Genomic DNA, 12,905 nt, shown 5'->3' on the forward strand with positions numbered 1-12,905 from the left:
AAGGAGAGGCCTGATGATTGACGTCCTGGTGGTCGACGACGACTTCCGTGTCGCTGAGATCAACGCCAAGTACGTGGGAAAGGTTCCCGGCTTCCGGGTGGCCGCCCGTGCGCACAGCGCCGCCCAGGCCCTGGCCGCCGTAGAACGCGGTTCCATCGACCTGGTCCTGCTCGACCACTATCTGCCGGACCAGACCGGCCTGGAACTCGTGCACCGCATGCGGGAGCAGGGCCACGGCACCGACGTCATCATGATCACCGCGGCCAGCGATGTGACAACCGTCCAGCAGGCGATGCGCCTGGGCGCCCTGCACTACCTGGTCAAGCCGTTCACCTTCGCCGCGCTGCGGGCTCGCCTGGACTCCTACGCCGCCCTGCGCCGCACGGTCGACCGGGTGGGCGGCCGGGGCCTGACGGGCCAGGAGCAGGTCGACCGGATCTTCGGCGCCCTGCGCACCGCCCCCGCCCCCTCCGCACCCGGCCTGCCGACAGGCCGGTCCGAGCCCACGACCGACCTCATCTGCGGCGTGCTGCACCGCGCCGACCATCCGCTCTCGGCCCATGAGGTGGCCGCCCGGACCGGCCTGAGCCGCTCCACCGCCCAGCGCTACCTCCGCCACCTGGAACAGGCGGGCCGTCTCCGCCTCTCCCTGAAGTACGGCGACACCGGCCGCCCGGAACACCGGTACGCCTGGGTGGCGCCGTAGCGAGGCCTCGGCCCGGCTACACGGCTCCGGCCCCGGTCAGCGAGCGCACCTCCGTCTCGGCGTACTTGGCCTCGTCCGGAACCTCGTCCGAGGTCACCGTGCCCAGCCAGCCGGCGAGGAAGCCGAGCGGGATGGAGACAATGCCCGGGTTCTCCAGCGGGAAGTACTGGAAGTCGACGGCCGGGAACAGGGAGTCCGGGCCGCCGGACACCACCGGCGACAGCAGCACGAGCCCGATCGCCGGGAGCAGCCCGCCGTACACCGCCCACACCGCGCCACGCGTCGTGAAACCGCGCCAGAACAACGAGTAGAGCAGGACCGGCAGGTTCGCCGACGCGGCCACGGCGAAGGCGAGGCCGACCAGGAAGGCGACGTTGAGATCCCGGGCCAGCAGGCCGAGCGCGATCGCCACGACGCCGATGCCGACCGCCGCCCACCGGGCCACGGCCACCTCACTGCGGGCCTTGCCGTGCCGGCGGCGCAGCGAGGCGTACAGATCGTGGGCCACCGAGGCCGAGGAGGCGAGCGTGATGCCCGCGACCACCGCCAGGATCGTGGCGAACGCCACCGCGGCGACCACCGCGAACAGCACGGTGCCCCCGGTGGAACCCGCTCCGCCGCCCAGGTCTAGAGCGAGAAGCGGCACCGCCGTGTTCCCGGCCGCGTTGGATCCGCGTACGGCACCCGGCCCCACCACCGCCGCCGCGCCGAATCCGAGGACGATCGTCATCAGGTAGAAGCTGCCGATGAGACCGATGGACCACACCACGGAGCGGCGGGCAGCCCGCGCGGTGGGGACGGTGTAGAAGCGGGACAGGATGTGCGGCAGTCCGGCCGTGCCCAGCACCAGCGCGAGTCCCAGGCTGATGAAGTCGAACCGGGCGGTCCAGTCCCCGCCGTACTTCAGGCCCGGCGCCAGAAACGCCGTCCCCTGCCCACTGCGCTCCGCGGCCGTGAGCAGCAGCCGGTCGACGTCCCCGTGGAACCGCAGCAGGACCAGCACGGTCAGCACGACCGTCCCCCCGAGCAGCAGGACCGCCTTCACGATCTGGATCCAGGTGGTGGCCCGCATCCCTCCCAACGACACATAGATCACCATGAGCGCCCCGACGCCGATGACCGTCCAGGCCTGCGCCGCGCCGCTCGTCCGCCCCAGCAGCAGCGCCACCAGGCTGCCCGCGCCGACCATCTGCGCCACCAGGTAGAGAACGGACACCGTGACCGAGGAAGTTCCCGCGGCGATCCGCACCGGCCGCTCTCTCATCCGCGCGGCCACCACGTCGGCCAGGGTGAACCGCCCGCAGTTGCGGACCAGTTCGGCCACCAGGAAGAGCACGACCAGCCACGCCACGAGGAATCCCACGCAATAGAGCAGTCCGTCGTACCCGTACAGCGCGATCAGTCCGGCGATCCCCAGGAAGGAGGCCGCCGACATGTAGTCGCCCGCGATGGCAAAACCATTCTCCATGGGGGAGAACAGCCGCCCGCCGGCGTAGAACTCCTCCGCCGAACCGTGCCGCCTGCGGCTCACCCAGGTCGTGATCCCGAGCGTGACCGCCACGAACCCGATGAACAGCAGCAGCGCCAGAGTCTGATGGTCGCCGGTCACGGGGCGCCTCCCCGCGCACCACGGGCCAGCTCCTGTGTGTCCCAGCGCAGCTCCAGCGCGGCCCGGTCCCGGCGCAGCCGCGCATGCCGGGCGTACGCCCAGGTGAGCAGGAACGTGGTGAGGAACTGCCCGAGCCCCGCCAGCATCCCCACATTCACCGCCCCGGCCACGGGCCGGGCCATGAATCCGGGCGCCGTCGTCGCGGTGACCACATACCCCACGTACCAGACCAGGAATCCGACGACCCCCGGCACCACGAACCGCCGGTACCTACCCCTCACCTCCTGGAACGCCGCACTGCGCTGCACCTCGACGTACACCTCCCGGGCATGCACCGCCGTCGCGCCGGGCTCACCCCGCGCGGGCGGCACGGCCGGCGCCGGCGCACCGATACCGTCCAGCTCGCCCCAGCCCGAGGCCAGCGCGTCGTACCAGGGGTCCCCGCACGTCAGGTCGCGGGGCGGCGTGCCGCGGTCTTCCTGGTTCCCGGCCGGTCTCTCGGGACCGTCCCCGGCGCCGCGGGGACCGTTGCTTGACTGCATGCCCAAGGATGGACAGACCGGGAAGATCCCTGACTTCTCTTCCTCCTGCTCTTCACCCCATCAGGTGATTCACCCGGTGGGTGGCCGCACCAGTCTCTTGCTATAGGCGTACCGCACGGCCTGTGCCCGGTCCTTGAGGCCCGTCTTGGTGAAGAGGTTGTTGATGTGTGTCTTCACGGTCGCGGTCGACACATGCAGTCGGCGGGCGATCTCCTGATTGCTGAAACCTTCGGCGATCAGCACCAGGACCTCGGTCTCGCGCGCGGTCAGCCCGTCGGGCACCTCGCCGGCCGCCGGGACCGGCTCGGGCTCGGGCTGTGACAGCCGCTCCAGCAACCGTCGCTGGATACTCGGCGACAGTCCCGCGTCCCCCGAGAGCACGCTGTGCACGGCACGTACGATCTCGTCACCGCCCGCGTCCTTGGTCAGGTATCCCCGGGCGCCGGCCCGCAGCGCGGGGAACAGCGACTCGTCGTCCGCGTAGGTGGTGAGCACCACGACCTGGGTTCCGGGGTACTGGGCCCGGATCCGCCGGGTGGCCTCCACGCCGTCGCAGCGGGGCATCCTGAGGTCCATCAGTACGACGTCCGGAGCGAGTTCTCCGACCAGGCGCACCGCCTCCTCACCGTCTCCCGCGGCCCCCACGACCTCCACGCCCGGCAACAGCCCGAGCAGCATCACGATGCCCTCACGGACCACGGTCTGGTCGTCGGCCACCACGACCCGTGCCGGTTTCCTCTCCCCCTCCGTCTCCGTCATACGGGCACCTTCAGCGTCACCACGAACCCCTCCTCCTCCGGACCCGCGTCCAGCGAACCGCCCAGCAGTTCGGCGCGCTCGCGCATGCCCAGCAGACCGTACCCGCCTCCGGCTCCGCCGAGTTCGCCCGGCCGACCGCCCGAGTCCCGGACGTTCAGCGTCACTTCGTGCTCGCTGTAGTCGAGCCGGACGGCCACTTTGGCGCCTTGGGCGTGCTTGCGGACGTTCGTCAGTGCCTCCTGTGCGACTCGCCGTACGGCTTGGGACGCCTCGGCCGGCAGGGCTCTGCGTTCACCTGTGACGGTGACCTCGGCCCCGTCAGACGCGCCGACGAGCTCGGTCAGGAAGTCCTCCAGCGGGGTCAGCTCGCCCCGCAGTGCGGAGAGCGCCTGACGGGTCTCGGCGAGTCCGTCGCGAGCCATCCCCCGGGCGGCCACCACCCGCTCCAGGATCCGTTCGCGATCCGCGCCGTTCTCGATCAGCAGCCGGGCCGCCTCCAGGTGCACGAGCTGCGCGGAGAGGCTGTGGGCCAGCACGTCGTGGATCTCCCGTGCGATGCGGGTCCGCTCTGCCAGTGCCGCTGACTCGGCCTCGGCCGCGCGGGCGGCGCGCTCCTGGGCGAGCAGTCGCTGTGCACTGCCCCGGGCTTCCGCGTCCAGCCGCAGGACGTACCCGGCGAGGGCCATACCGGCCACGGTGGCGGCCGTGGTCAGCCAGACGTCGTTGTTGAACGCGGAGTACGAGGCCAGCGCCACCGACGTCACGGGGGCCGCGGCGCCGAGCGGCAGCCGCTCCAGCGCGGCGACACCGCAGCCGCACCAGATCACGAGGGCGGGGCCGGTGAATCCGGTGGCCTCGGCGGCGGCCGCGAGGGCGAGGAGCACCGCTATGAGCAGGAGGGAGGGCACCAGCCGGTGCTGGTAGGTGGTGTGGAAGAAGGCACAGGCGACGAGACCGGCGAGGAGGACTCCGGCCGCTGCCGCGAGCACTCCCCAGAGACCCACGTGCCTCTGGGTGAAGGCACCCCACAGAAGCAGGGCCAGCACGAGCAGTCGCACGATCCAGGCGAGCAGGCGCCGGGGGCGGGAGGTGCCCGCGCGGCCGAGTGCTTCGCGTGACGGCCAGCGTGTCCAGGCGTTCTCGGTCACACGCGCTCCTTCCAGGCCGGCTGCTTGTCGTCACCGTACGCGGGGACGGGAGCGCTCATGGTGCCGAAGGTCTGGGCCCGCCAGGCCAGGATCCCGCCCCGGACCAACAGAGTGCAGGCGAGGCCGAGCAGCAGCGCCGAGCTGTCCTGCTGGATGCCGAGTGCGAAGCCGAGGGCGAAGACAGCGACGCGCAGGGCTACACCCGCGCCCCACACGGCGACGCTCGCCTTGGTGCTCTTGGTCCATATGACGCCGTCCGGCGCCGTCCAGATGCGGGTGGTCCAGCCCCAGCCGGCACCGGTGGCCAGGCCGATGAGCAGCTCCACCGTGAGCAGTACGGCGGATGCGGTGCGGTGGTGGGCGTCGAGCACGCCGGGCTCGCGCAGCGCGACGACGGCGAGCACCGCGGGCAGCAGCCACCAGCGCCGGTCCGTGTCGATCGCCCGGGTGCGGAACTGCCGCGCGATCACCACGGCGACGACGGCCAGCATCACCAGCACGTTGACGAGCCCGGACATCAGGTCCTCCGTGAGCGGGAAGGCGGTGTCGGCAGCGAGTGCTGCCGACGCCTTCGAAGCTACGGATATCCGCAGGCCGGGAGATCGGAGCCGGGGTGGATCAAGGGTGGAACCTCGCAGCGGCTTGCCTCCACCCGCGGGTGGAGAGATCACTCGGGCCGGGCGATGGTGGCGTGAGTGGAGCGGGGGGGGTGGGCAGTGCGGCAGGTCGCAGGCGAGCGGTGATCAATCGGGACAGGCCCAGCGGGGAGTCAGCCGGGCACAGCGGGAGGGCCAGCCACGTAGCCACCCGCCGGAATCCGGCGGCGCGGGCGGTGCCAGGCGGAGCGGGTCCGCCCCCGCTCAGCAACCGGGCGATGGCTCGCTTTCTCCGACAGCCCACCGTCACGACACGGCGGACGCCGCAGGGTCCGGCGGCGACGGGCAAGAAAGAGCCCGCTCACTCACCGCGAGCGGATCCGGCCCGACCCGACGGCCAGCTGCCGACCGACCAGCCACCGACAAACACCTGACCGGCCGACGGGCGCCGACAGACACCTGGCCGACGCGCGCCGACAGTCACCTGCCTTCCGCGCCGGCCACTCGGCCATCCGTCCCCGGCATATCACCGCATGCCGCTGCCAGGCCCGCCAAGGGACGGGCTCCCGCCCCGTCGGCCCGCCACCCGCCAGGGCCCTCTCCAGCAAGGAGCCCCGCCTCCGCCGTCGGCCGTCCCGCATTCCCGCCTTCCCGAAGCCCGCGCCTCACAGCAGGCCCCAGCAGCCGCAGTCCCCGTCGGCGGAAGCCCAGCGCAGCGGCTACGCGTCGATGCGTGACCGGTCCAGCGTCGCCGCCGAGCTGGAGATGAACTCCTTGCGGGGAGCCACCTCGTTGCCCATCAGAAGGTCGAAGACCTGTTCGGCGGCCTCCAGGTCGGAGAGGTTGATGCGGCGCAGGGTGCGGTGCCGCGGGTCCATGGTGGTCTCGGCCAGCTGGTCGGCGTCCATCTCGCCCAGACCCTTGTAACGCTGGATGGAGTCCTTGTACCGGATGCCCTTGCTCTGGAACTCCATGAGCGTGTCGCGCAGCTCACGGTCCGAGTACGTGTAGACGTACTTCTCCTGGCCCTTCTTCGGCTGGATCAGCTCGATACGGTGCAGCGGCGGCACGGCGGCGAAGACCCGGCCGGCCTCGACCATGGGCCGCATGTAGCGCTGGAACAGAGTGAGCAGCAGGCAGCGGATGTGGGAGCCGTCCACATCGGCGTCGGTCATCATGATGATCTTGCCGTAGCGGGCCTGGTCGATGTCGAAGGTGCGGCCCGAGCCCGCCCCTATGACCTGGATGATCGCGCCGCACTCGGCGTTCTTGAGCATGTCGGTCACCGACGACCGCTGCACGTTGAGGATCTTGCCACGGATCGGCAGCAGGGCCTGGAACTCGGAGTTCCGCGCCAGCTTGGCCGTACCGAGCGCGGAGTCGCCCTCGACGATGAACAGCTCGCTGCGGTCGACGTCGTCGCTGCGGCAGTCGGCGAGCTTGGCCGGCAGGGACGAGGACTCCAGGGCGGTCTTCCGGCGCTGGGCGTCCTTGTGCTGACGGGCCGCGACCCGGGTGCGGGCGGCCGCGACCACCTTCTCCATGACGACCCGGGCCTGGGCGGCCGCGTCCCGCTTGGTGCTGGTCAGGAACGCCTTCAGTTCCTTGGAGATCACGTTGAAGACGATCCGGCGGGCCGCCGAGGTACCCAGCACCTCCTTGGTCTGGCCCTCGAACTGCGGCTCGGCCAGACGCACGGTGACGACTGCGGTCAGGCCCTCCAGCGCGTCGTCCTTGACGATGTCGTCCTCGGCCACGCGCAGCAGTTTCTTGGCCCGCAGCATCTCGTTCAGCGTCTTGGTGACGGCCTGCTCGAAGCCGGCCAAGTGAGTGCCGCCCTTGGGCGTGGCGATGATGTTCACGAACGACCGGAGGGTCGTGTCGTAGCCGGTGCCCCAGCGCAGCGCGACGTCGACGCCCAGCTCCCGAGTGACCTCGGTGGGAGTCATCTGGCCGTGCTCGTCGAGGACCGGGACGGTCTCCTTGAAGGTGCCCTTGCCCGAGAAGCGGAGGACGTCGCAGATCGCCTTGTCGTTCGCCAGGTACTCGCAGAACTCGCTGATGCCGCCGTCGAAGCGGAAGGACTCCTCGCCCTTGCTGCCGCCCTCGCCGAGGCCGAACTCGTCTCGGACGACGATGGTCAGGCCGGGCACCAGGAACGCGGTCTGCCGGGCCCGCTGGTGCAGGTTCTCCAGGGAGAGCTTGGCGTCCTTGAGGAAGATCTGCCGGTCGGCCCAGTAGCGCACGCGCGTGCCGGTGCGCGTCTTGGGGATCTTCTTGGCCTTGCGCAGGCCGCTCTTGGCCTCGAACTTCGCGTCGGCGCCGTCGGCGGCGAAGGCTCCGGGCACGCCGCGCCGGAAGCTGATGGCGTGGGTGTGGCCGCCGCGGTCCACTTCGACGTCGAGACGGGCGGAGAGGGCGTTGACCACGGAGGCGCCGACGCCGTGCAGACCGCCGGAGGCGGCGTACGAGCCGCCGCCGAACTTGCCGCCCGCGTGGAGCTTGGTCATGACGACCTCGACGCCGGACAGGCCGGTCTTCGGCTCCACGTCCACGGGGATTCCGCGGCCGTTGTCACGCACCTCGACGGAGCCGTCGTCGTGGAGGACGACCTCGATGTGGTCGCAGTAGCCGCCGAGGGCCTCGTCCACCGAGTTGTCGATGATCTCCCACAGGCAGTGCATCAGGCCGCGACTGTCCGTCGAGCCGATGTACATGCCAGGGCGCTTGCGCACGGCCTCGAGGCCCTCGAGGACGAGCAGGTGCCGCGCGGTGTAGTTGGAACCGTCCCGGTCTGCTCCTGCCAGCAGCGCTGTGGACGGCACGGACGTATCGGCGGTCACGCGGTTCGCTCCTCGCTGAATTTCAGGTGGCCCCCCTTTGGGTAAGGGGGCGGCTTCGGTCGCCGCTCAGAGGGTACCGAGCCCTGGTAGAGCCGGTGTAACGCCACCCTCGTCGGCAACTCACACTAGTCCAGACTCGCATGAGTGTTCGATCCCTCGATGGAGTGAAGTACACATCACGTTCCCTTCGAGGCATGAACCATTTAGGCTCCGGGCACGTCCTCATGAACAACCGGCAACCCGGCCGGGAGGACCGAGACAGCAAGACAGCGCGAACCCGTACGCACACAAGAGACGCAATACGGCACATTCGCCGCCAACCGGCAGCAGACAGCCGCCCCGGAAAGATTTTTTCGAGGAAAAGCCACGAGCGGGAACGTTTTCGGGCTGGTTGGATGTTGACCCTGGTACGACAGCTCGTCGAGCTAGAGAAGAGGCGACGTGACTACTGTTCTGACCCCCGCGAGCCCGCTGACGGCCGCCGATCGCTGCGACCGCTGCGGCGCCCAGGCATACCTGCGGGTCGTCCTGCTCAGCGGCGGAGAACTGCTCTTCTGCGCCCACCACGGTCGCAAGTTCGAGCCGGAACTCAAGAAGATCGCCGCTGAGATACAGGACGAGACGGAGCGGCTGACCTCCGTTCCGAACACCGCTTCGGAAGAAGAGCGCTGAATCTCGCACCCACGACGAGCCAGCCCCGGCACAGGCCGGTGAACGGGCGGCCGCTCCTCACCAGGAGCGGCCGCCCGTGCTCATGCCCCGCGCGCGCCCTCACGAGCGCGTGACGGGCCGTCTCTGGGCCCCCTTGGCCGCCTCCAGGACCCGTACGACCTGGGAGACGCGCGTGTAGACGCCGGGGAGCCCCGGCCGCCCGCAGCCACTCCCCCACGACACGAGGCCGATCAGCCGTCCCCCGGCGACCAGAGGCCCCCCGCTGTCCCCCTGGCAGCCGTCGGGCCCTCCCCCGGCCTCACCGGCGCACAGCATGGTGGTGGCCTGGTAGGTGCCTTCGGGGCCGCCGGGGTAGGCGCGGGCACACAGCTCGTCGGGCAGCACGCGCACGCGTGCCGCGCGGAGCCGGCGCGCGTACGTTCCTTCACCGGTCGTGTCACCCCATCCGGACACCATGGCCTCCGTGCCCGGCGTGTAGGCCGGGTCTCCCGCACCCGCCATGGACACGACCGTGCTCTGCGGCAGCGGTCTGCCGAGTCCGAGGACCGCGAAGTCGCCGGAGTTGGTCCTGATGTCGTACGCGGGATTGACCCGGATCTCCCGTACGGGGATCTCCTGGCCCTCCCCGGACAGCAGGTCCGTGCGCCCGGCGATGACCTTGAGGTCACGCAGACGGTTCGGCGGTACCCCGAGGACGTCCTGGGCCAGACAGTGGGCCGCGGTGAGCACCATGCTGCGCCCGATGGCCACAGCGCCGCAGAACTGCCCAGCCCGCATACCGCCGAACAGGTCACGGCTGGCCAGTGCAACCGTCCACGGAGCCTGGGAGACGTCTATCGGAAACCCGCCGACCACCACGCTGTCGGCGACCGCGGGAGGGGCGCTCGCCAGGGGTATCGCAGTCACGGCGGCCGCAAGGGCCAGCGGCCGGATCAGTGCCCGGGCAACGGAACGGCGCATGCATGCTCCTCACTCTGCGGTCCTCCTGGACACCCAGAGTGATCCACCTGTCGCAAGTGTGCAGCACGAAGGCCCGGCTTCCCTGAGGGAACCGGGCCTTCGCCGTCGTAGCCGCGGGACCTAGTCGAGGTAGTCGCGCAGTACCTGCGAACGCGACGGGTGGCGCAGCTTCGACATGGTCTTGGACTCGATCTGGCGGATGCGCTCACGCGTCACGCCGTACACCTTGCCGATCTCGTCGAGGGTCTTCGGCTGACCGTCGGTGAGACCGAAGCGCATGGAGACGACGCCCGCCTCGCGCTCGGACAGGGTGTCGAGGACCGAGTGCAGCTGCTCCTGGAGGAGCGTGAAGCTGACCGCGTCGGCCGGGACGACGGCCTCGGAGTCCTCGATGAGGTCACCGAACTCGCTGTCGCCGTCCTCGCCCAGCGGGGTGTGCAGCGAGATGGGCTCGCGGCCGTACTTCTGGACCTCGATGACCTTCTCCGGGGTCATGTCGAGCTCCTTGGCCAGCTCCTCCGGGGTGGGCTCGCGGCCCAGGTCCTGGAGCATCTGGCGCTGCACGCGCGCGAGCTTGTTGATGACCTCGACCATGTGCACCGGGATACGGATGGTGCGGGCCTGGTCGGCCATGGCGCGGGTGATCGCCTGACGGATCCACCAGGTGGCGTACGTGGAGAACTTGTAGCCCTTGGTGTAGTCGAACTTCTCGACCGCGCGGATCAGACCGAGGTTGCCCTCCTGGATGAGGTCCAGGAAGAGCATGCCGCGGCCGGTGTAGCGCTTGGCCAGGGAGACCACCAGACGGAGGTTGGCCTCCAGGAGGTGGTTCTTGGCGCGGCGGCCGTCCTCGGCGATGATCTCCAGCTCGCGCTTGAGCTTCGGGGCGAGCTTGTCGGAGTTCGCCAGCTTGTCCTCGGCGAACAGGCCCGCCTCGATGCGCTTGGCCAGCTCGACCTCCTGCTCGGCGTTGAGCAGGGGGACCTTGCCGATCTGCTTCAGGTAGTCCTTGACCGGGTCGGCGGTGGCACCAGCCGCGGCGACCTGCTGCGCGGGCGCGTCGTCCTCGTCCTCGTCGGACAGGACGAAGCCGGCGCTCTCGGCACCCTCGGGCTCGTCGGCGACCTTGGTGTCCTCGAGGACCTCCTCGTCGAGAAGCTCGACGTCGTCCTTCTTGGCCGTGGTCTTCTTGGCGGCCGTCTTCTTCGCGACGGCCTTCTTGGCGACCGTCTTCTTGGCGGTCGTCTTCTTGGCGGCGGCCTTCTTGGCGGGTGCGGTTTCCTCGGCGGAATCGGCTGCGGCCGGGGCGGCGGGCGCCGCGGGGGCGGCCGTGGTCGCGGTGGCCTTCCGGGTGGTCACCGTCTTCGCCGCAACCGTCTTGGTGGCGGTGCGCTTCGCCGGGCTCTTCGCTGCGACGCTCTTTCGGGTGCGCTTGGGCTCTGCGGCACTGACCATCAGCGTCACACCCTCTTCCTCAAGAATCTGGTTGAGGCTGCGCAGTACGTTCTTCCACTGAGTGGCCGGAATCTGGTCAGCTTCGAAGGCCCGACGCACATCGTCGCCGGCGATCTGCCCCTCAGCCTTTCCCCGCTCAATGAGCGCCATGACAGAGACGGACTCGGCGATCTCCGGCGGGAGCGTACGGGATGTGCTGGCCGACACGAACAACCTCTCGGAACGTTGGAAAACGGCTTCCGGCACCGTCCACTGCGGACAGGAGCCGACCACCGGCCTGGGGATGGGCCGACGGCGCGGGCGGGGGCCGGGAAGATGCACAGCGCCTGATGTGGCGTCCGTATTCCCTCCGCGGCTGTCACCTCTTAGGTCATCGCGCTGTCTCCACGAGCGTTACGCCCAATCTACGTGGCCCGAGTCACACCCCGTAAGCGGTCAAAAGCGGTCAGACATACACAGAAGAGATCATCGTGGCCCCCTGTCCCGGTCACGTCGAAAGCCAGGGACTCCCGTTGCCCCGCCGGACCCCGCCGGACCCGCCGGACTCCAGAGGGTCCGGCGGGGTCCGGCGACGGCCGGTACCCGAGCCCGGCGTCGCCACTAGCACCACGAGCACCATGAGCACGCCGCACACCGGCGACCGCACCGCACCCCTCGCGGGGTCAGTGCTCGCGCGGGGCGGGTACCACGCGCTCCACCTCCGGGTGGACTGTGAGCAGCTGGCGCATGGCCGCCTCCGCCGCCGTACCGTCGCCGGTGCCGAGCGCGTCGACGATCCGCGCGTGCTGCGCGAGGGAGGCCTCGTTCGGCCGGTCACAGCCGGTGACCGGGCCGCCGGAGACCTGGAGGGCCGCCGAGACGATGCCGGAGAGGTGCTCCAGCATGCGGTTGCCCGCGATCTGGATGAGCATCGCGTGGAACTCGGTGTCGGCGCGGGAGTAGGTGAGCGCGTCGCCCTGCGCCATGGCGTGGCTCATGATCTCGACCATGTCGCACAGGCGCTGCTGCACCTCCTCGCGCCCGTGTCCGGCGGCGAGACGGGCGGCGAGCGGCTCGATCGTCCAGCGCAGCTCGCTCAGCTCCCGGCGCTGGTCGTCGCGCTGGGGCCCGAAGGCCCGCCACTCGATGATGTCCGGATCGAGGAGGTTCCAGTCGCTGACGGGTCGCACGCGCGTGCCGACGTTCGGGCGGGCGCTGACCAGGCCCTTGGCCTCCAGGACGCGGAGGGACTCGCGGACGACGGTGCGGGACACCTCGAAACGCTGGCCGATCTCCTCCGGCACCAGCGGGCGGTCGGCCCCCAGGTCGCCGGAGACGATCATCTGTCCCAGCTGCTGGACGAGTTGGCCGTGCAGTCCGCGTCCGCGGCTGCCCGCGGCCCGCCGGCCCACGCGGCCCAGCTCGGGATCCCCCGTGTCCCAGGCCGGCGCGCCGACGCGGTCGGCCACCGGGGCCTCGGCGTAGGGGTAGCGGTCGAGTTCGCCCGGGCCGGCCAGACCTGAGTCTGCGGGGCGGGCGGCGGTCATCATGGTGTGCGCAAGGGTACTCACGGATCCTTTGTCGGCGCCGCCTCCAACTCCCTTGAGGTCTTTGGTGAAAAGCACACGAAAGGGTG

General features: G+C 70.3%; 11 protein-coding genes. 2 read left to right on the forward strand and 9 right to left on the reverse strand.

Annotated features, from left to right (window positions below; genetic code table 11):
• Positions 1–13 precede the first annotated feature (13 nt).
• Entirely contained in the window at positions 14–706 is a 693-nt protein-coding gene (locus tag ACZ4U1_RS33715) for a response regulator (RefSeq protein ID WP_467907973.1), read from the forward strand.
• 16 nt (positions 707–722) lie between these two features.
• Here the strand turns inward: ACZ4U1_RS33715 and ACZ4U1_RS33720 are convergent, their stop codons facing one another.
• The 6 genes from ACZ4U1_RS33720 to ACZ4U1_RS33745 form a co-directional block, all read right to left on the reverse strand.
• Entirely contained in the window at positions 723–2,315 is a 1,593-nt protein-coding gene (locus ACZ4U1_RS33720; protein WP_467907974.1) for a solute symporter family protein, read from the reverse strand.
• A complete protein-coding gene (locus tag ACZ4U1_RS33725; RefSeq protein WP_467907975.1) occupies positions 2,312–2,857 on the reverse strand; it encodes a DUF485 domain-containing protein in 546 nt (181 codons plus the stop codon). Before ACZ4U1_RS33725 ends, ACZ4U1_RS33720 begins: the two co-directional genes overlap by 4 nt.
• Positions 2,858–2,926: 69 nt before the next feature.
• Positions 2,927–3,616: a response regulator transcription factor gene (locus ACZ4U1_RS33730; RefSeq protein ID WP_467907976.1), complete on the reverse strand. Its 690-nt coding sequence runs from the start codon at positions 3,614–3,616 to the stop codon at positions 2,927–2,929.
• Positions 3,613–4,764: a sensor histidine kinase gene (locus tag ACZ4U1_RS33735; RefSeq protein ID WP_467907977.1), complete on the reverse strand. Its 1,152-nt coding sequence runs from the start codon at positions 4,762–4,764 to the stop codon at positions 3,613–3,615. Before ACZ4U1_RS33735 ends, ACZ4U1_RS33730 begins: the two co-directional genes overlap by 4 nt.
• Complete coding sequence (locus ACZ4U1_RS33740) at positions 4,761–5,282, reverse strand: DUF1453 domain-containing protein (RefSeq protein ID WP_467907978.1); 522 nt, start codon at positions 5,280–5,282, stop codon at positions 4,761–4,763. Before ACZ4U1_RS33740 ends, ACZ4U1_RS33735 begins: the two co-directional genes overlap by 4 nt.
• A gap of 797 nt (positions 5,283–6,079) precedes the next feature.
• The gene (locus ACZ4U1_RS33745; protein ID WP_467907979.1) at positions 6,080–8,203 is read right to left on the reverse strand and encodes a DNA gyrase/topoisomerase IV subunit B; all 2,124 of its coding nucleotides are present in this window, start codon (positions 8,201–8,203) and stop codon (positions 6,080–6,082) included.
• 441 nt (positions 8,204–8,644) lie between these two features.
• On the opposite strand from ACZ4U1_RS33745, the gene ACZ4U1_RS33750 reads away from it, so the two are divergent.
• On the forward strand, positions 8,645–8,875 hold the full coding sequence (locus ACZ4U1_RS33750) for a DUF7455 domain-containing protein (protein ID WP_030735014.1): 231 nt from the start codon (positions 8,645–8,647) through the stop codon (positions 8,873–8,875).
• Between the two features lie 99 nt (positions 8,876–8,974).
• Here the strand turns inward: ACZ4U1_RS33750 and ACZ4U1_RS33755 are convergent, their stop codons facing one another.
• The 3 genes from ACZ4U1_RS33755 to ACZ4U1_RS33765 form a co-directional block, all read right to left on the reverse strand.
• On the reverse strand, positions 8,975–9,835 hold the full coding sequence (locus tag ACZ4U1_RS33755; protein ID WP_467907980.1) for a S1 family peptidase: 861 nt from the start codon (positions 9,833–9,835) through the stop codon (positions 8,975–8,977).
• Between the two features lie 120 nt (positions 9,836–9,955).
• Positions 9,956–11,497 (reverse strand): RNA polymerase sigma factor, encoded by a 1,542-nt coding sequence (locus tag ACZ4U1_RS33760; protein ID WP_467907981.1) that lies wholly within the window; start codon positions 11,495–11,497, stop codon positions 9,956–9,958.
• A gap of 455 nt (positions 11,498–11,952) precedes the next feature.
• Positions 11,953–12,840 carry a FadR/GntR family transcriptional regulator gene (locus tag ACZ4U1_RS33765; RefSeq protein WP_388315023.1) on the reverse strand — a complete coding sequence of 296 codons (888 nt, stop codon included), beginning with the start codon at positions 12,838–12,840 and terminating at the stop codon, positions 11,953–11,955.
• Positions 12,841–12,905: the final 65 nt, after the last annotated feature.

The sequence above is a fragment of the Streptomyces sp. NPDC028928 genome, assembly GCF_055564915.1.